Below are 16,665 nucleotides of genomic sequence, written 5' to 3'. Positions count from 1 at the left end.
GTTGCTGGCGGCACCGCAAAGAAGATTGGTACGTCCCTTGGCGTCCGGAAGACCCGCCAGGGCCGGGGTCAGCCGGGGACGGCGGCGCGCTGGGCGCGGATCCCGTGCCGGACGATGCCCTCGTCGAGCCACCGGTCGAGGTGCCGCCACGTGGTCGATCTGGCCTCGCGCCCGGTCAGCACGCCGAGGTGGCCGCCGGACGCGATCTCGAACCGCACCTCCGGCGCCCCGCCCAGCAGGCCGACCAGCGGCCGGACGGCGCGGACGGGCGCGAATCCGTCGCCGCGTCCCGCGACGGCCAGCACCGGCACGCCGATCCGGCCGAGATCCACGCCCCGGCCGCCGATCTCCAGGCCGCCGCGCAGCAGCGCGCCGCCGTCCAGAAGGGCACGGTAAATCCGCCGGGCGGCGTGCCCCGGATAGGCGATCAGCAAATGCCGGAAATGATCCATGGCCTCGATCTGCGCGAGGAAATCGGCGTTGTCGAGATGGCTCAGTATTGTGCAGGGACGCAGGAGGAATCTGTCCACGCCGGTCCGGTTCGCCGGCGGCGGGGCGAGCCGCGCCGCCGTCGCGTCCACCGGCGCGGCGACCGCGGCGACCGACGCGATCGGCAGGCCCGGGTCGGCGGCGGCGGCCAGCAGCGCGATGATCCCGCCGAGGCACCAGCCGACGAGCTGGACGGGCTGGCCGCCCGCGTCCCGGCTGACCGCCCGGATCGCGCCCGGCAGCACGTTCCCGACCCATCGCCGGACGCCCAGGTCGGGCTCGTCGTACCGGGGCGCCCCGTGGTCGAGCAGGTAGCTGCGGCGGCCGGCGCGGACGACGTGCTCGGCGAGGCTGCACCCGCGGCGCAGGTCGTAGCAGCGGGCCGGCGCGCCCGGCGGCGGCACGAACAGGACCGGCGGACCGGCCGGCACCAGCCCCTCCGGCGGACGGTAGCGGCGCACCGTCCGCCCCGGCTCGTCGTCGATCGTCTCCGCCGGCATCGGCCGCAGATCGGCGAGCCGGCCGGGCCGGGCCAGCCGGAGGAGATTGGACGTCGCGTCTCGCATGCCTCGCGGGGAGAGGATCATTTCGTCAGTATCCATCCGCATTCGTGGAGAACAGCGGCGGCGCATTGACCAAAGGCGGCCTCCGCCGTCCAGGCCATTAATACACTGGTCACCGGCTCCCGGAAATCACCCCGCTGTGAAGCCTGCGTGAATTCGGATTGACAGCGCGGGCCAGAGGTGGCCTCGTGAGAATCTCGCACGCCGCCGCGACCTGGCGCATAATGACGATCACAGTCCGTGGCGACCCGAGGCGGCCCGGACCCCGTGCGGGCCGCCCCAGCGCCCCCCGCCGCGCCGCCTCTCCCTTCTCTTCCCTCCTCGTCTGCCCTGCGCCGGTTCGACGGCGGCATCGAGGGGACGGGTGGTGGTGTGAGACGCTGGAGGCGGAGGTGGCGATGCCGGATCCTCTCCTGACGGAGATCGGCTGGGCGGGGTCGGCGCTGCGGCTCGCCGGCCGGTTCACGCCCGGCGTGCCCGTCCCCGAGATCGAACTGCTGCTGCACGAGCACGGTGACGGTGAGCAACTGCGCGTGCCCGTCACCGCCGACACCCGCGACGGCGTCGTCATCTTCGAGGCGGAGGTGGACGTCGCGTCCATCGTGGGCGGGCGGCACCTGCCGGGCAGGCTCTGGGACGTCAACCTGGCGATCGGCGCGCCGCCCTCGCACAGCGTCGTACCGCTGGGGCATGTCCCGGGCCTGGACGCGTCACCGCAGCGGCGTTTCCTGCCCGATTCCGCCACGGTCACCGCCTACTTCGGCACCGACGGCGGCTTCAAGATCGACGTGGGCGGGCGCTCGCACTCCGCCGGATCCGTCCGCGCCGACGGGACGAGCTGGAACGAGCGGCGCGCCGAGATCATCGTCACCGGGCACGTCGACCTGCGGGAGATCAGCATGCCGATCTCCGGGACGCTGCTGCTGAGCCAGCCTCCCTCGGACCGCAGGTTCGAGGTCATCGCCATGCTGGAGGAGCATCCCGGCCGGCTCTGCTACACCGCCGCCGTCCCGGTGACGCGGGCGTTCATCGACGACCCGCTGCCGCGCGGCATCTGGGAGGTCTCCCTCTGCCTCGGCTTCTCCGGGATGCACCGCGAGATGCGGCTGCTCGCCCCCGACGAGCCGGTGGACGTCCAGGTGTGGCGACGGCTCCGGCACGTGCGGGTGACGTCCTCGGCCGCGCCGGACCCGCTGACGATCACCGTCGGGCACGCCTGAACGGCCCGTCCCACGGGAACTGCCGGGAGGCCCCCACCACCGCCGACAGCAGCACCACGACGGCCGTCCCGCCGGCCAGGTTGATGCCGGACGTCGCGAGCGCCGCGTCGAACGGCCCGCGCATCGTCAGCGGCAGCACGGTCAGCAGGAACACGGCGATCGCGCCGATGCACGCGAACGCCCGGACGGGACGCGCCGCCGTCGCGAGCAGCAGGTGCATCAGCGCGGTCGCCTGGATCGTCGCCGCCATCGCGCACAGCGCGTAACTGGTCGCGGCGGGCGTCGCGGCGGTGTGCCCGCCCGCGAACACCGGGACCTCCACGCCGAGCATCGTGCGCAGCGCCATCACGGCGGCGAACGCGAGACCGCCGCCGACCAGCGACGCGGAGATCCCCGTCCACCACAGCGGGCGCAGCGGCGGCCCGGACTCGGCGGCGATCTCCTCGTGCAGCGCGACGAAGTCCTCGTACCGCTTCGGCGGCGCCTCCACCGGGCGCCGCCGCGCCGTGGAGGGACACCGGAACGACCGTTCCCAGGGCCGTGGCGCAGGACGGCCGGCGTGCCTGCCGGGCAGGCCGCCGGGGTACCGCCCGGATGGCGAGTCGGGCATGTTCCCTCCCCCGGGTGCGAACGTAGGTGTGCTACCCGACACCGATGGGGGGAACTCGCCCATGCTCGACAATTTGCAGTTGTTTGGCCACGTACCCCCCGGCATGGCGACGCCCCCGGGAGGTTCCCGGGGGCGTCGTCTCGCCGGTCGTCAGACCTGGCCGGCCTTCTCCAGCGCCGCGCAGCAGGTGCCGGTGACCAGCCGGGCCACCACGTACGGGTCGACGTTGGCGTTCGGGCGGCGGTCCTCGATGTAGCCCTTCTTCTCCACCTCGACCTGCCACGGGATGCGGACGGACGCGCCGCGGTCCGACACGCCGTAGCTGAACGTGCTCCACGCGGCCGTCTCGTGCATCCCGGTCAGCCGGCGCTCGATGTCGGCGCCGTAGTTCGCGACGTGCTCGTCCGCCTTCTCGGCGAGCGCCTCGCACGCCGTGATGATCGCGTCGTAGCCCTCGCGCATCGCCTTGGTCGAGAAGTTCGTGTGCGCGCCGGCGCCGTTCCAGTCGCCCTCCACCGGCTTCGGGTCGAGGGTCGCGGACACGTCGTGGTCCTCGGCGATGCGGTACAGCAGCCACCGGGCGACCCACATGTGGTCGCCGACCTCGATCGGGCCCGCCGGGCCGATCTGGAACTCCCACTGCCCGGGCATGACCTCGGCGTTGATCCCGGAGAGCTTCAGGCCGGCGTCGAGGCACGCGTCCATGTGCCGCTCGACGATGTCGCGCCCGAAGACCTCGTCGGCGCCCACGCCGCAGTAGTAGAAGCCCTGCGGGGCCGGGTAGCCGCGCTCGGGGAAGCCGAGCGGACGGCCGTCCTTGAAGAACGTGTACTCCTGCTCGATCCCGAACCAGGAATCCTGGTCGGCGTACTGCTCGGCGATCGGACGCAGCCTGGCGCGCTCGTTGGTCGCGTGGGGCGTCCCGTCCACGAGGAAGACCTCGCACAGGACGAGCTTGTTGTCGCCGCCCCGGATGGGGTCGGGGCAGGAGAACACCGGCTTGAGCACGCAGTCCGAGTGGTCGCCGGGCGCCTGGTTGGTGCTGGACCCGTCGAACCCCCAGTCCGGCAGATCTGCGCCGTCGGCGAGGATCCTCGTCTTCGACCGCAGGCGGGCGGTCGGCTCGGTGCCGTCGATCCAGATGTACTCGGCCTTGTAGCTCAACGTCGGTCCTCTCGTGTCTGCCTGGCCTCACGGGTTCGGCCCTACAGAACGTGCCAACCGGGCATTTCGCATCTGTTGCCCGTATGTGAACGCCATGTAACACGCAACGTGACCTGCGGAGACCTTCGTCACACGAACCGTCCCGGGACGGGGCCGGGCGGCGTTTGCCACAAAGCCCCCCGACTGTTTACTTCACCGGCCCCGGCAGATTACGCCGCCCGTTCCAAGATGATCGAGGAATGCCGTCCCGGCTCGCGCCGCGGCGGATCCTTACCCAGAAGAAACAGAACGGGGGAAAACGGATGAGGCGGATTTTCTCGGCCTCGCTGGGCACGGTCGTCGTGCTGGCGGGGCTCGCCTCCGTCGCGCCGGCGAGCCAGGCGGCCGGCGGCGGCGGGCGTACCCATGTCGTCCTGCCCGGCCACTCGATCCAGGCGACCGTCGACCGCGCCAGACCCGGCGACACCATCCGGCTCAAGGCGGGGCACTACGAGGGGGGAGTCCTCGTCCGCAAGCGCCTCACCATCCGGGGTGAGGGCAACAAGACCATCCTGCGCCCTGGCCACCACGACCACTGCGCGAAGGCCGGCGCGCCCGGCATGGGAATCTGCGTGATCGGCCGGTCGAAGCACCCCGTCGAGGGCGTGACGATCCGGAACCTGAGCGTGCAGGGCTTCAAGGGCAACGGCGTGCACGGCATGTACACCGACCGCCTGGCGGTGCTGGCCGTCCTCGCCAAGAAGAACGGCGAGTACGGCATCGCCGAGTTCCGTTCCACCCGCGGCCGGTTCGTCTGGAACTGGACCCTCGACAACGACGAGGACGCCGGCCTCTACGTCGGGGACACCGCCAACGCCCGCGGAACCGAGGTCGCCTGGAACCACTCCATCGGCAACACGCTCGGCGTCCTCGTCCGGCACGCCCACCACGTCAACGTCCATGACAACGACATCGCCGGCAACTGCGTCGGCGTCGCCCTCATCGACGACGGCCAGAAGGGCGGGCAGGGCCACAACAACGTCTGGAAGAACAAGGTCTACAAGAACAACCGGTCCTGCGCCGGGCACGGGCCCGTCCCGCCGCTCGGCGGCACCGGGATCCTGTTCTTCGGCGGCGAGCACAACACCGTCAAGAAGAACATCGTCAAGTACAACCGCGGCACGCTGGCCTACTCCGGCGGCATCGTCCTCTTCCCGGGCGTCGCCCCCGAGCACGGCCACGCCCGTCCGGCCCGCCACAACCTGATCAAGGCCAACGTCGCCCGCGGCAACGCGCCGTACGACCTGGTGAACAGGAGCGGCAGCAGGACCAACCGCTTCGTCCACAACAAGTGCCACACCTCGACGCCCCGCGGTCTCTGCTGACCTGACACGCGGGCATCATGAAGACCCCTTTCCCATGTCCGGGATCGGGGTCTTCTGGCGTTCCGCGTCCCGTGGGGGTCTGCCGCGCAGAAACCGTTCCCCGAGCGGGGTCAGCGCATGGTGCACCGTCTTGCCCCGGCGCTCGCTGGTGATGAGACCGGCACCGCGCAGGGCGGTGGCATGCTGGGACGCGGACGCCGCGCTGACCCCGAGCCGGTCCGCGAGCGCCCCCGTGGTGAGCTCCCCGTCCGCGACCGACTGGAGCACGGCCGCCCGGGTCCGGCCGAACACCCGCGGAAGGGCGGCCCGGCTCGTGCCGCTGAGCGGCCGGGACGTCGGGAGCACCACGGTCGCCGGGCCGGCTCCGGCCATCAGGACGCGCGGCCCCGTGACGAACGGCGAAGGCATGAACACGACCCCGCGCCCCTGGAGCCGGACGTCGCCGTCGCACAGCGTCTCGATCTCCCGGCTCGCCCTGGCCGGCGCACTCGCCGACGTCCCCGCCCGCTACACGTCCCGCGCCCCGGCGCCGAAGACGATCACCGAGCAGGTCCAGCAGCAGTACTTCTACGCCGCCTACGACCGGGGCGCCTTCTGGGGCCTCAACCGCACCGACATCGAGGCCCGCGCGGGCGGGAACCCGTCCTGGAACACCGGCGTCGACTACCGCAGGCTCTTCGCCCGCTCCAGCCAGAAATCCCTGGTCGAGCAGGAATACCGCGAGGCCGGCCTGAGCCTCCGCAAGGACCTGGGACGCCTGAACGCGGCACCGCGCATCAAGGCGGATCCCAACGCCGTCCGCCATCTGGACCGCTACGGCACCCCCACCGGCCGAACCCCCTGGCCGGTGGTCACCCTCCACTCAACGGGAGACGGCAACGTCCCGCCGGAGAACCAGCGCTGGTACGCGAGCCAAGTCCGGCGAGCAGGCACCCCGACCAACCTGAGGCAGCTCTACGTCGACCGCGGCAACCACTGCACCTTCACCGCGTCCGAAGAGATAGTGACGCTGCAAACCCTCCTCACCCGCCTGAACACCCACCACTGGCCCAGCACCCGCCCGACGACCCTCAACCTGACCGCAGCCGGGTTCACCCCCGTCCACCAGACCGTCTTCGACCCTGACCCCGAGCCGGGCCTCCACCCGACGACCCCGGCCTTCACCCGTCACCACCCGTCCCGCTACCTCCGCCCATGACCACGGGGGCACGACCCCCTGTTTCCGCCGCGGAAACAGGGGGTCGGCTGCCGTCCGAATCGCGATGGCCGCTACTCCGCGTAAGGCTGGTCGGCCCCCTGGGCGCTGTAGCTGAGGCTCCAGATGTAGCCGTCCGGGTCCGCGAAGGTGCCGCCGTACCCGCCCCACGACAGGGGGCCGGCCGGCTTGAGGATCGTGGCGCCGGCCTTCTCGGCCGCCGCGATGATCTCGTCGACCCGCGCCTCGCTCCGGACGACGTAGGTCAGGACCATCCCGCTGAAGCCGCTGCCCTCCGGGCTCGTGCCCACCTGGCCTGCCAGCCCCTCCCGGCCGTAGAAGCCGACGAGCGAGGACCCGTCCGACGAGAAGATGATCGAGACGCCGTAGTCGTCCTTGATCTCCCAGCCGAGCCCCTCGGTGTAGAACTGCTTGGTCCGGTCCATGTCCTGGACGCCGATGAGGATCGTGCTGACATGCGCTTTCATACCTTGTCCCCTTTGGACTCGCGGTCTCGGTGTCACATCGGCGTGGTTTCGCCGGTCAGTCGGTATGACAGGCCCGGACGGAGGAATGTGACGGATGGTCGAGCACGACTGGCTGAACGAGCGGTTCGCCGAGCACCAGGGCCGCCTGCGGGCGCTGGCCTACCGGATGCTCGGCTCCCCCACCGAGGCCGAGGACGCGGTGCAGGAGGCGTGGCTGCGGGTCGGCCGCGCCGACACCGGCCAGATCGAGAACCCCGGCGGGTGGCTGACCACGATCGTCGCCCGCGTCTGCCTGAACATGCTCGAAGCACGCCGGACCCGGCGCGAGGAGTCCACCGGTGCGCTGCCGCCTGAACCGGCCGCGCCGCACGCGATCCCCCAGGCCGATCCCGAGGACGAGGCACTGCTGGCCGATGCGCTCGGCGTCGCGCTGACAGTGGTCCTGGACACGCTGACTCCCACCGAGCGCCTGGCGTTCGTCCTGCACGACGTCTTCGCCGTCCCGTTCGCGGAGATCGGCGCCATCATCGACAAGTCCCCGGCCGCCGCCCGCCAGCTCGCCAGCCGGGCCCGCCGCCGGGTCCAGGGAGCAGCCGAGGAATCCGATGCCGCGCGATCCCCGAAACGAGAGATCGTCGCCGCCTTCCTCACCGCCTCCCGCAGCGGAGACTTCACCGCCCTGCTCGAACTGCTGGATCCGGACGCCGCCGTCGGCGAGATCCGCGGCGCCGACGAGGTGGCGGCCTTCTTCGCCGGACGGGCCAAGGCCGCCCGCCTCGCCCTCGTCGACGGCGTCCCGGCAGCGGTCTGGTCCCACCACGGCCGCCCGAAGGCCCTCTTCACCTTCACCATCACCGCCGGAAAGATCATCCGCATCACCATCGACACCGCCCCGGACCGGCTCCGCGACCTCGACATCGTCTTCCTCTCCGCCGAACGGCGATGACCAGACCGGACGGCGGCATGAATCTCAAGCTCGCCCCTTGCACGATCACCGGGCCGTCTCACCTTCCTGGCCGAGGACTGCGACGCCACCTTCGAGCACATCGAGGCCACCGGCGCCGAAGTGATGCAGGAGCCGGTCGACCACCCGATGGCGTCCGCACCTGCGCATTCCTAGACCCCGCCCGAAAGACCGATGAGTTCGGCAAGCGGGCATGGTCCACACGTACAGACCGCAGTACGTGACCCTCGGAGGAGCCATGACCACCAAGGCACTACCGCCCGTCGTCGACGCCGAGACCTGGCAACGCCATCTCGACGAGTTGCGCGTCCGGGAGAAGGCGGCGACCCGGGAACTCGACGCGATCGCCGCCCAGCGCCGCCACCTGCCGATGGTCGAGATGCCCGAGTACACCCTGGAAGGCGAGGAGGGACCGGTCCGACTCGCCGACATCTTCGACGGCAAGTCCCAACTGATCGTCTACAACCACATGTGGTTCCCCGGCGAGACCTGGCAGTGCCCAGGCTGCACCGGCTTCACCTCCCAATTCACGCGCCTGGAGTTCCTGGATGCCTACGACGCCAGGTTCGTCATAGTCACCCAAGGCCCGATAGACGAGGCCCTCGCCTACAAACGCCGCGTCGGAAACAAGATGACGTGGTACTCCACCGCGAACAACTCCTTCGGCACCGACGTGGGCGCACCACCCGGCGGCGGCTTCGCGGTCAACGTCTTCCTACGCGACGGAGACACCGTCTACCGCACCTGGCACACCAACGGCCGAGGCACCGAGCAACTCACCCACTCCTTCGCCCTGATAGATCTCCTGCCATACGGCCGCCAGGAAGAATGGCAGGACTCTCCCAAGGGCTGGCCGCAATCCCCCACCTACACCCGCTGGCCCGGCTCAGAAGCCATCGCCGCCCACTACGGCCCTGACGCATGACGAACCGAGCCCAACCTCAGGAACCCGATCGTCCGCGAACCCACAACACGCATACCCCACCGGAGCGCCGGTGAGCCGCCCCGCCCCGGACCCGGCCCCGCGAAGCCCAAAGGCCATGGTCCGTGGCGGCGGATCATGGCCTTTGACGTGGGTGGGCGCGGACGGTTTCGAACCGCCGACTCCTCGCTTGTAAGGCGAGTGCTCTACCCCTGAGCTACGCGCCCTTGTTGCCGGGAAAGCGTACCCGGTTCGCGGGGGCGATCGCGAAACGGTTTCCGGAGGGTGGGCGGGTGGTGTCGTGAGCGGGCACGGCGGGGCTGGTCAGGAGGTGGGGGTGAGGTGGGTCAGGGCGGTGGCCAGGCGGTCGGTCGCGGTGGGGACGGAGGCCGGTGGCATGCCGTCGAAGAGGGTCATGGCGAAGCGCATCAGGGCGGGGTGGGAGAGGCCCTGGCGTGTTACCAGTCGCATGACGTGGGGGTTTTCGATGGCTCGGGTGAAGGCGCGGCCGAGGGTGAAGGGGGCGCCGTTGGCGCGGCGGACGGCGGACGGGTACGAGCGGAGGGTCCTCTCCGGGAAGGGGCCGTGGAAGGCCGCGGTGATCACTTCGGCGGCCAGGCGGCCCGCCTCCAGGGAGTAGGCGATGCCTTCGCCGCTGAACGGGTTGACCATGCCGCCCGAGTCGCCGACCAGGAGGAGGCCGGGGAGGTAGTGGGGGCGGCGGCTGAAGCCCATGGGGAGGGCTGCTCCGCGTAACGGGCCTGCGGCGTTCTCGTCCGTGAAGCCCCAGGTGGAGGGGAGGGTCTTCAGCCAGTTGGTGAACAGGTGGTGGTAGTCGGGGTGGTCGGTGCGCAGGAGGGCCACGCCTACGTTGCAGGTGCCGTCGCCCATGCCGAAGATCCAGCCGTAGCCGGCGGGGGCCAGGTCGAGCCAGATCTCCAGGTGGGCGTCGTCGTGGCGGGGGCTGCGGTAGTAGCGGCGGCCCGCGATGCCGATCGGGCGGTCGCGGCGGGGGTGCAGGCCCAGGGCGACGGAGAGGCGGGACGAGGCGCCGTCCGCGGCGATCACCAGGCGGGAGCTGCGGAGTCCGTCGGTGGTGCGGACGCCGGTTACCCGGCCGCGGGACCGGACGGGTGCGGTGACCTTGGTGTTCTCGAGGAGTGTCGCGCCGGCTGAGACCGCTTGGCGGGCCAGGAGCTCGTCCAGGTCGCTGCGGGTGCGGGTCAGGCCGTGGCTCGACGGCCATGGGAGTTCCAGCCTGCGGCCCGCGCCGATCAGGCGGACGCCCTCGGTGCGGAACCAGCCGGAGAGGTCGATGTCCAGGGAGCGGAGTTCGTCGACCGCGCGGGGTGTCAGGCCGTCGCCGCACACCTTCTCGCGAGGGAAGGACGTCTTCTCCAGCATGAGGACGTCCAGGCCGGCGCGAGCCAGGTGGCAGGCGGCGGACGATCCGGCGGGGCCGGCTCCGACCACGATGACATCGTGCATCACAGGTTCTGATTGAACCAGTCGGCCGCTTGCATGGTCACCTCTTCCAGGGCACCCGGCTCCTCGAACAGGTGGGTCGCGCCGGAGACGATGTGGATTTCGGAGTGGTCCAGTTTGCCCGCCGCCTGCTCGTTGAGGGCCAGCACTTCGGTGTCGCGGCCGCCGACGATCAGGAGGACGGGGGCCTGGACGCGCGGCAGGGACGGGCCCGCCAGGTCGGGGCGCCCGCCCCGGGAGACGACCGCGCCGATGCGGGGGCGGGCCGCGGCGGCGGCGAGGGCGGCGGCGGCGCCGGTGCTGGCGCCGAACAGGCCGAGGGGGAGGCCGGCGGTGTGCGGGGCGGACTCCAGGCCCTCCGTGAGGCGGTCGATCGCGCCGATCAGCCGGAGGGTGAGGAGTTCTATGTCGAAGCGCAGAGTGGCGGTGAGGCGGTCGACCTCGTCCTCGTGCTGGGTGAGCAGGTCGATGAGCAGCGTGCCGATGCCGGCGGCGTTGAGGCCCTCGGCGACGGCGCGGTTGCGGGGGCTCAGCCGGGAGCTGCCGCTGCCGTGCGCGAACAGGACGACGCCGGTCGCGCCGTCCGGGATGGTCAGGTCACCGGGCAGTTCGGCGTCCTTCAACCTCAGCGTGATCATGTGTTGGGCGGTTCCGCGCTGATGTCGGCGAGGGCCGAGCGCTCGTCGCGCTGGACGGCCAGGTCGCCGATGGACACCATGCCGATGGGGCGGTCGCCGTCCACGACCGGGATCCGGCGGACGGTGTGCTCGCGCATCAGCCGCACCGCCTCCTCGGCGTCCTCGCCGGGCGCGACCGTGATCAGGTTGGTGCTGCAGATGTCGGCGACGGTCGTGCCGGACATGTCGCGCTGCGCGGCGACGGCGCGGACCACGATGTCCCGGTCGGTGACCAGGCCCCGCAGCCGCCCCTCGTGGACGACGAGGACGTCGCCGATGCCGTGCTGCCGCATGAGGTCCCCGACCTCGACCAGGGACGTGTCCGGGGACACCGCCACCGGCACCGGCGTCATCACCTCGTTCACCTTCTGGGCCATGAGCGAACCCTCCCTCGGGCGCTCGCCTACCCAGCGGCGGACGGGATATGTCAGCCGGAAGTGTCGGGCCCGTCCTGCTCGGCGAGGAACCGCTCGAACTGGGCGCCGAGCTCGTCGGCGGTGGGCATGTCCTGCGACTCGGCGAGGAGGTTGTCGCGCTCGGCGGCGCCGGCGAACGCGTCGTACTGCTGCTCCAGGGCCCGGACGACCTTCTCGACCTCGTCGTTGCCGTCCACCTGCTCGGCGATGTCGGCGTCGGTGGCGGCGGCCGCGTCGCGGAGCCGGTCGACGGGCAGCGCCAGCCCGGTCGCGGAGACGATCGCCTCCAGCGCGGCGACGGCGGCGGCCGGGTAGGCGGACTGGGCGAGGTAGTGCGGGACGTGCACGGCGAACCCGACGGCGTCGTGCCCGGCCTCGCCGAGCCGCAGCTCCAGCAGCCCGGCCGCGCTGCCGGGCACCTGCACCTTGTCGAACCACGAGTTCTTGGTGATCAGCTCGGGCCGGGTGGCGTGCGCGGTGGTGCCGACGGGACGGGTGTGCGGGACGCCCATCGGGATGCCGTGGAAGCCGACGACGACGCCGACGCCGATCTTGTCGACCAGGTGGACGACGGAGGAGGTGAAGCCCTCCCACAGCCGGTCGGGCTCGGGCCCCGACAGCATCAGGAACGGGCTGCCGGCTTCGTCGCGCAGCAGCCGGACGACCAGCTCGGGCGCGTCGTAGGCGGACCAGTGGTCGCGGTCGAACGTCATCGGCGGCCGGCGGGCCCGGTAGTCGATCAGCGAGTCGACGTCGAAGCGGGCGATCACGCGGTGTTCAAGTGACTCCAGGAGGTGCTCGCGCACGAGCTGCCCGGTGGATCCGGCGTCCACGAAGCCGTCGAGGCTGTGCAGCAGCACCGGACCCGTCATCTCCGGCAGGTCGGCGTCGAGCTCGTACAGATCCTCAGGGTTAAGCAACTTCTCCCCCACCTCTACATGTCGTCAACCCAACATTAGGACATGTGGAGGCTCATCCCCGGATCGGACGTGACGTGGGTCACTTGAAGACGCGGCTGGCGAGGAAGTCGTCCGGGTGGAGGGTGGTGAGGTCTTCGCGGCCCACGTCGCCGCCCTGGGCCAGGAGGCGGTTGGCGTGGCGGAGGCGGGCGCGTTCGATGGCGTTCCGGACGGAGCGGGCGTTGGCGAAGCGGGGCTGCGCGCGGCGCCGGGAGAGGTAGTCGCGGAAGACCGGTTCGGCCTCGGGGGCGAGGCCGTAACCCTCCCGCTCCATCATCAGGTGTCCGATGGCCTCCAGTTCGCCGGGTTCGTAGTCGGGGAAGTCGATGTGGTGGGCGATGCGGGAGCTCATGCCGGGGTTGGACGCGAAGAAGGAGTCCATGCGGTCCTTGTAGCCGGCGAGGACGACGACCAGGTCGTCCCGCTGGTTCTCCATGACCTGGAGGAGGATCTCGATGGCCTCCTGCCCGTAGTCGCGCTCGTTCTCGGCCCGGTACAGGTAGTACGCCTCGTCGATGAACAGCACGCCGCCCATGGCCCGCTTCAGGACCTCCTTGGTCTTGGGCGCGGTGTGGCCGACGTACTGGCCGACGAGGTCGTCGCGGGTGACGGAGACGAGGTGGCCGCGGCGGATGTAGCCGAGGCGGTGCAGCAGCTCGGCGAGCCGGACGGCGACGGACGTCTTGCCCGTCCCGGGGCTGCCGGTGAAGCACATGTGCAGGTTGGGACGTCCGGAGTCGATGCCGAACCGGGCGCGGACGCGGTCCACGAGCAGCAGCGCCGCGATCTCCCGGATGCGGGTCTTGACGGGGGCGAGGCCGACGAGTTCGGCGTCGAGGGCGTCCAGGACGGAGTCCGCCTGCGACTCGGCGCGCTCCCTGGCGAGGTCGACGCGGGCGCCGGGGGGGAGCGGCTCCCCGGTGGCGGGAGCTTGGGAAGAGTCCACCGGGGAGCCGTTCTGGCGCATCCCGAAGCCGGGGCGTTCGGTCAACGTCCCGCTCCGTACCGGTCGCCCTCCGGCCGGTCGAGCGCGTAGGGGTGGAGCGTGTACTGGACGCGCCGGTCGGACGTCTCGGTCCGGTCGAGCCGGAAGCCGGGCTCCTCGGCGGGACGCTGCACGAGGAACTGCAGCGCCGTGGTCTGCCGCCCGTAGCGGGCGTCGTAGGCGTTCAGCCGGATGTAGCGGTCCGGGTACGCCTTGCGGCACTCGTTGATCTCGTACACGACGCCGGCCGGGTCGGCGAGGTCGAACATCGGCAGGCCCCACATCTCCCAGTAGGAGTTGCGCGGGTGCGGGTCGTCGGTGAACTCGACGGAGCAGGGCCAGCCCTGGTCGAGGGCGTAGGCGACCTGCCGGGCGATGTCCTCGTCGGTGAGGTCGGGCAGGTACGAGAAGGTTCCTTGAGTGATTCGCATCAGACGCTCACCGGGGTCTCAACAACGTCGGGGGTGTCGGTGGATTCGTACGTGAAGGTGATATCGCCCCAGGTGGACAGGGCGACGTCCAGCTCGCGGCTCTGCTTGGCGGCGGCGCGCAGGATGTCGGGGCCTTCGGCGAGGTAGTCGCGGCCCTCGTTCCGCGCCTTGATCATCGCTTCGAGCGCGACGCGGTTGGCGGTGGCGCCGGCGGCGATGCCCATCGGGTGGCCGATCGTCCCGCCGCCGAACTGCAGGATCGAGTCCTCGCCCAGGTAATGCAGGAGCTGGTGCATCTGCCCGGCGTGGATGCCGCCGGACGCGACGGGCATCGTGCCCGGCATCGACGCCCATTCCTGGTCGAAGTACAGGCCCTTCACCGGGTCGGCCTCCACCTTGTCCAGGCGGAGCGTGTCGTAGTAGCCGCGGACGCTGTTCGGATCGCCCTCCAGCTTGCCGACGACCGTCCCCGCGTGGATGTGGTCGACGCCCGCGAGCCGCATCCACTTGGCGATGACGCGGAAGTTCACGCCGTGCGACTTCTGCCGCGTGTAGGTGGAGTGCCCCGCGCGGTGCAGGTGCAGGATGAGACCGTTCTTGCGCGCCCAGTTGGCCATCGACTGGATCGCCGTGTAACCGATGGTGAGGTCGATCATCACGATGACGCTGCCCAGTTCCTTGGCGAACTCGGCGCGCTCGTACATGTCCTCCATCGTCGCGGCGGTGACGTTGAGGTAGTGGCCCTTCACCTCACCCGTGGCGGCCTGCGCCCTGTGGACGCCCTCCATGCAGTAGAGGAAGCGGTCGCGCCAGCGCATGAACGGCTGGGAGTTGATGTTCTCGTCGTCCTTGGTGAAGTCGAGGCCGCCTCGGAGGGCCTCGTAGACGACGCGTCCGTAGTTGCGCGCCGAGAGCCCGAGCTTGGGCTTGACCGTGGCGCCCAGTAGCGGACGCCCGAACTTGCCCAGGTACTCGCGTTCCATGACGATGCCGTGCGCCGGCCCCTGGAACGTCTTCACGTAGTGGGTCGGGATCCGCATGTCCTCCAGGCGGAGCGCCTTCAGCGCCTTGAACCCGAAGACGTTCCCGATGATGGACGACGTCAGGTTCGCGATCGACCCCTCCTCGAAGAGGTCGAGGTCGTAGGCGATGTAGGCGATGAACTGGTTCTCCTGCCCGGGAACCGGCTCCACCTTGTAGCACTTGGCCTGGTAGTTCTCGTAGGCGGTGAGCCGGTCCGTCCAGACGACGGTCCACGTCGCGGTGGACGACTCGCCCGCCACGGCCGCGCCCGCCTCCTCCGGCGGCACGCCCGGCTGCGGCGTGATCCGGAAGGCGGCGAGGATGTCGCTGTCCTTCGGCTCGTAGTCCGGACGCCAGTAGCCCATCTCCGCGTAGGGGATCACGCCCGCCGACCATCTGCCCGAGCTCATCGCCGCTCCTTCCTGGACGACCGGGCGCGGCGCACCGCCCCGGTGAAGGACGGCATGTCCCAGGGGGATTCGGAGCGGAGCGCCGCGTCCCGGTCGCGTGCAACCGTGACGCCTCGAAGCTTCGCCTCCCGATACTTGCGATGTCCATCAAGTGTTCTACGGTGACAATCAAGCATTCACTTGAACGAGGAGGCCGGGAGATGACGGAGGCGCGGCTGCGGACGTTCGTCGCGCTCGCCGACACCGGGTCGGTGCGGGCGGCGGCGCGTCGGCTGTACGTGACCGAGTCGGCGGTCTCGGCGGCGGTCGCGGCGCTGACCCGCGATCTCGGCGTGGCACTCGTCCAGAGGGTGGGCCGCGGCCTCCGGCTGACCCCCGCCGGGGCCGTCTACGCCGGGTACGCGCGGCAGGTCCTCGGGCTGCTGGAGGAGGGGCGGGCCGCGGCGCGCGGCGCGGCCGACCCGGGACGCGGGCCGCTGCGCCTGGCGGCGGTGACGACGGCCGCCGACCAGATCCTCCCCGAGCTGCTCGCCTCGTTCCGGACGCGCTGGCCGGACGTGGAGCTGGCGCTCGAGGTGGGGCCGCGCCGCCAGGTGTGGAGCAGCCTCGCCGCGCACGAGGCCGACCTGGTGCTGGCCGGCCGCCCGCCCGCCGAGGTCGCGGCCACCGTGCTGGCCCGGCGCCCGAACGAGCTGGTGGTCGTGGGAGCGCCCGGCCTCGCGGACGGTTTCGCGCCGGCCCGCACCCCCTGGGTCATGCGGGAGCCCGGCTCGGGGACGCGGGCGACCGCCGACGCCTACCTGACCGAGCACGAGGTCGCGCCGCCCCGGCTCGTGCTCGGCTCCAACGGCGCGGTCATCGCGGGCGCGGCGGCCGGGCTGGGGGTCGCGCTCGTGTCGCGGGACGCGGTCGGCGCCGAACTCGACGCCGGGCGCCTGGTGGTGGTGGACGCGCCGGGCATGCCGCTCGACCGGCCCTGGCACGCGGTCGGCGGCGCCGCGCCGACCCCGACGACGCTGCTGTTCGTCCGGCACCTGCTCGACGCGCCGGGATGGGAGCCCGCTAAGGCAGGCTCCACAGCGACACCGACAGCAGGCCCAGGCTGACCGCGATCAGCACCATGGCGACGGATCGTCCGCCCTCGTCGCCCTGCGCGCTCCTCCCCCGCGTCAGCAGCACCACGAAGAACGCGAGGAAGCCCACGGCGACGACGTCCATCGCCACGGCCAGCCCGGTCACCACGCCACCATTCCCGTCATCGCAGCAACCTTAGAGGAGTGCGGTCGCTCACATCGGCGCC

General features: G+C 71.2%; 19 protein-coding genes and 1 tRNA gene. 6 read left to right on the top strand and 14 right to left on the bottom strand.

What is annotated here, in order from left to right:
- Positions 1-68: 68 nt before the first annotated feature.
- Positions 69-1,055 (bottom strand): alpha/beta fold hydrolase, encoded by a 987-nt coding sequence (locus AL2_RS21870; protein ID WP_245666814.1) that lies wholly within the window; start codon positions 1,053-1,055, stop codon positions 69-71.
- Positions 1,056-1,450: 395 nt separating this feature from the next.
- Here AL2_RS21870 and AL2_RS21865 point away from each other — a divergent pair, with 395 nt between their 5' ends.
- Complete coding sequence (locus tag AL2_RS21865) at positions 1,451-2,272, top strand: hypothetical protein (protein ID WP_067636354.1); 822 nt, start codon at positions 1,451-1,453, stop codon at positions 2,270-2,272.
- Here AL2_RS21865 and AL2_RS21860 read toward each other — a convergent pair.
- Both AL2_RS21860 and glnII read right to left on the bottom strand, forming a co-directional pair.
- On the bottom strand, positions 2,253-2,882 hold the full coding sequence (locus tag AL2_RS21860; protein WP_067636351.1) for a hypothetical protein: 630 nt from the start codon (positions 2,880-2,882) through the stop codon (positions 2,253-2,255). The genes AL2_RS21865 and AL2_RS21860 overlap by 20 nt on opposite strands.
- A gap of 150 nt (positions 2,883-3,032) precedes the next feature.
- Positions 3,033-4,046, bottom strand: coding sequence for a glutamine synthetase (glnII, locus tag AL2_RS21855; RefSeq protein ID WP_067636349.1), 1,014 nt, complete (start codon positions 4,044-4,046; stop codon positions 3,033-3,035).
- A gap of 302 nt (positions 4,047-4,348) precedes the next feature.
- On the opposite strand from glnII, the gene AL2_RS21850 reads away from it, so the two are divergent.
- Positions 4,349-5,410 (top strand): right-handed parallel beta-helix repeat-containing protein, encoded by a 1,062-nt coding sequence (locus AL2_RS21850; RefSeq protein ID WP_067636347.1) that lies wholly within the window; start codon positions 4,349-4,351, stop codon positions 5,408-5,410.
- A gap of 15 nt (positions 5,411-5,425) precedes the next feature.
- Here AL2_RS21850 and AL2_RS21845 read toward each other — a convergent pair whose 3' ends face one another.
- Complete coding sequence (locus tag AL2_RS21845) at positions 5,426-5,818, bottom strand: ArsR/SmtB family transcription factor (RefSeq protein ID WP_083946764.1); 393 nt, start codon at positions 5,816-5,818, stop codon at positions 5,426-5,428.
- Between AL2_RS21845 and AL2_RS21840 the strand changes: the two genes are divergently transcribed.
- A complete protein-coding gene (locus AL2_RS21840; protein WP_083946763.1) occupies positions 5,817-6,608 on the top strand; it encodes a hypothetical protein in 792 nt (263 codons plus the stop codon). The two genes, AL2_RS21845 and AL2_RS21840, sit on opposite strands and share 2 nt — an antisense overlap.
- Positions 6,609-6,679: 71 nt before the next feature.
- Here the strand turns inward: AL2_RS21840 and AL2_RS21835 are convergent, their stop codons facing one another.
- The gene (locus AL2_RS21835; RefSeq protein WP_067636341.1) at positions 6,680-7,093 is read right to left on the bottom strand and encodes a VOC family protein; all 414 of its coding nucleotides are present in this window, start codon (positions 7,091-7,093) and stop codon (positions 6,680-6,682) included.
- Positions 7,094-7,187: 94 nt separating this feature from the next.
- Here AL2_RS21835 and AL2_RS21830 point away from each other — a divergent pair, with 94 nt between their 5' ends.
- Both AL2_RS21830 and AL2_RS21825 read left to right on the top strand, forming a co-directional pair.
- Positions 7,188-8,039 carry a sigma-70 family RNA polymerase sigma factor gene (locus AL2_RS21830; protein WP_067636339.1) on the top strand — a complete coding sequence of 284 codons (852 nt, stop codon included), beginning with the start codon at positions 7,188-7,190 and terminating at the stop codon, positions 8,037-8,039.
- Between the two features lie 256 nt (positions 8,040-8,295).
- Entirely contained in the window at positions 8,296-8,982 is a 687-nt protein-coding gene (locus AL2_RS21825) for a DUF899 domain-containing protein (protein ID WP_067636337.1), read from the top strand.
- 152 nt (positions 8,983-9,134) lie between these two features.
- On the opposite strand, the gene AL2_RS21820 is transcribed toward AL2_RS21825, so the two are convergent.
- From AL2_RS21820 to AL2_RS21785, 8 genes are all read right to left on the bottom strand, one after another.
- Positions 9,135-9,206 (bottom strand) — tRNA-Val (locus AL2_RS21820).
- A gap of 97 nt (positions 9,207-9,303) precedes the next feature.
- On the bottom strand, positions 9,304-10,467 hold the full coding sequence (locus AL2_RS21815; RefSeq protein WP_067636335.1) for a geranylgeranyl reductase family protein: 1,164 nt from the start codon (positions 10,465-10,467) through the stop codon (positions 9,304-9,306).
- Positions 10,467-11,102 (bottom strand): dienelactone hydrolase family protein, encoded by a 636-nt coding sequence (locus AL2_RS21810; protein WP_067636333.1) that lies wholly within the window; start codon positions 11,100-11,102, stop codon positions 10,467-10,469. The genes AL2_RS21815 and AL2_RS21810 overlap by 1 nt, the downstream gene beginning before the upstream one ends.
- Positions 11,099-11,518 carry a CBS domain-containing protein gene (locus tag AL2_RS21805; RefSeq protein WP_067636331.1) on the bottom strand — a complete coding sequence of 140 codons (420 nt, stop codon included), beginning with the start codon at positions 11,516-11,518 and terminating at the stop codon, positions 11,099-11,101. Before AL2_RS21805 ends, AL2_RS21810 begins: the two co-directional genes overlap by 4 nt.
- Positions 11,519-11,568: 50 nt before the next feature.
- Complete coding sequence (locus AL2_RS21800; protein ID WP_210747963.1) at positions 11,569-12,477, bottom strand: proteasome assembly chaperone family protein; 909 nt, start codon at positions 12,475-12,477, stop codon at positions 11,569-11,571.
- Between the two features lie 79 nt (positions 12,478-12,556).
- Positions 12,557-13,507 (bottom strand): CbbX protein, encoded by a 951-nt coding sequence (gene cbbX, locus AL2_RS21795; protein ID WP_245666812.1) that lies wholly within the window; start codon positions 13,505-13,507, stop codon positions 12,557-12,559.
- Positions 13,504-13,932, bottom strand: a complete 429-nt coding sequence (locus AL2_RS21790; RefSeq protein WP_067636329.1) for a ribulose bisphosphate carboxylase small subunit — start codon at positions 13,930-13,932, stop codon at positions 13,504-13,506. Before AL2_RS21790 ends, cbbX begins: the two co-directional genes overlap by 4 nt.
- Positions 13,932-15,365, bottom strand: a complete 1,434-nt coding sequence (locus AL2_RS21785; RefSeq protein ID WP_067636326.1) for a form I ribulose bisphosphate carboxylase large subunit — start codon at positions 15,363-15,365, stop codon at positions 13,932-13,934. Before AL2_RS21785 ends, AL2_RS21790 begins: the two co-directional genes overlap by 1 nt.
- A gap of 200 nt (positions 15,366-15,565) precedes the next feature.
- Between AL2_RS21785 and AL2_RS21780 the strand changes: the two genes are divergently transcribed.
- Positions 15,566-16,471, top strand: coding sequence for a LysR family transcriptional regulator (locus AL2_RS21780; protein WP_067636324.1), 906 nt, complete (start codon positions 15,566-15,568; stop codon positions 16,469-16,471).
- On the opposite strand, the gene AL2_RS21775 is transcribed toward AL2_RS21780, so the two are convergent.
- The gene (locus tag AL2_RS21775) at positions 16,428-16,604 is read right to left on the bottom strand and encodes a hypothetical protein (RefSeq protein ID WP_157438290.1); all 177 of its coding nucleotides are present in this window, start codon (positions 16,602-16,604) and stop codon (positions 16,428-16,430) included. The genes AL2_RS21780 and AL2_RS21775 overlap by 44 nt on opposite strands.
- Positions 16,605-16,665 lie beyond the last annotated feature (61 nt).

This window comes from Actinomadura latina NBRC 106108 (genome assembly GCF_001552195.1).
GTDB classification, from domain to species: Bacteria; Actinomycetota; Actinomycetes; order Streptosporangiales; family Streptosporangiaceae; genus Spirillospora; species Spirillospora latina.
Note: the sequence above shows the minus strand (reverse complement) of the source record. Positions and strands in the feature narration are given on the sequence as shown.

Coding starts and splice junctions, on each gene's coding strand:
- AL2_RS21815 (WP_067636335.1), bottom strand. CDS start 10,467: ATGCACGATGTCATCGTGGTCGGAGCCGGCCCCGCCGGATCGTCCGCC.
- AL2_RS21780 (WP_067636324.1), top strand. CDS start 15,566: ATGACGGAGGCGCGGCTGCGGACGTTCGTCGCGCTCGCCGACACCGGG.
- AL2_RS21825 (WP_067636337.1), top strand. CDS start 8,296: ATGACCACCAAGGCACTACCGCCCGTCGTCGACGCCGAGACCTGGCAA.
- AL2_RS21805 (WP_067636331.1), bottom strand. CDS start 11,518: ATGGCCCAGAAGGTGAACGAGGTGATGACGCCGGTGCCGGTGGCGGTG.
- AL2_RS21790 (WP_067636329.1), bottom strand. CDS start 13,932: ATGCGAATCACTCAAGGAACCTTCTCGTACCTGCCCGACCTCACCGAC.
- AL2_RS21860 (WP_067636351.1), bottom strand. CDS start 2,882: ATGCCCGACTCGCCATCCGGGCGGTACCCCGGCGGCCTGCCCGGCAGG.
- AL2_RS21785 (WP_067636326.1), bottom strand. CDS start 15,365: ATGAGCTCGGGCAGATGGTCGGCGGGCGTGATCCCCTACGCGGAGATG.
- AL2_RS21840 (WP_083946763.1), top strand. CDS start 5,817: ATGAACACGACCCCGCGCCCCTGGAGCCGGACGTCGCCGTCGCACAGC.
- AL2_RS21865 (WP_067636354.1), top strand. CDS start 1,451: ATGCCGGATCCTCTCCTGACGGAGATCGGCTGGGCGGGGTCGGCGCTG.
- AL2_RS21830 (WP_067636339.1), top strand. CDS start 7,188: ATGGTCGAGCACGACTGGCTGAACGAGCGGTTCGCCGAGCACCAGGGC.
- AL2_RS21845 (WP_083946764.1), bottom strand. CDS start 5,818: ATGCCTTCGCCGTTCGTCACGGGGCCGCGCGTCCTGATGGCCGGAGCC.
- AL2_RS21870 (WP_245666814.1), bottom strand. CDS start 1,055: ATGCGAGACGCGACGTCCAATCTCCTCCGGCTGGCCCGGCCCGGCCGG.
- AL2_RS21810 (WP_067636333.1), bottom strand. CDS start 11,102: ATGATCACGCTGAGGTTGAAGGACGCCGAACTGCCCGGTGACCTGACC.
- AL2_RS21850 (WP_067636347.1), top strand. CDS start 4,349: ATGAGGCGGATTTTCTCGGCCTCGCTGGGCACGGTCGTCGTGCTGGCG.
- AL2_RS21835 (WP_067636341.1), bottom strand. CDS start 7,093: ATGAAAGCGCATGTCAGCACGATCCTCATCGGCGTCCAGGACATGGAC.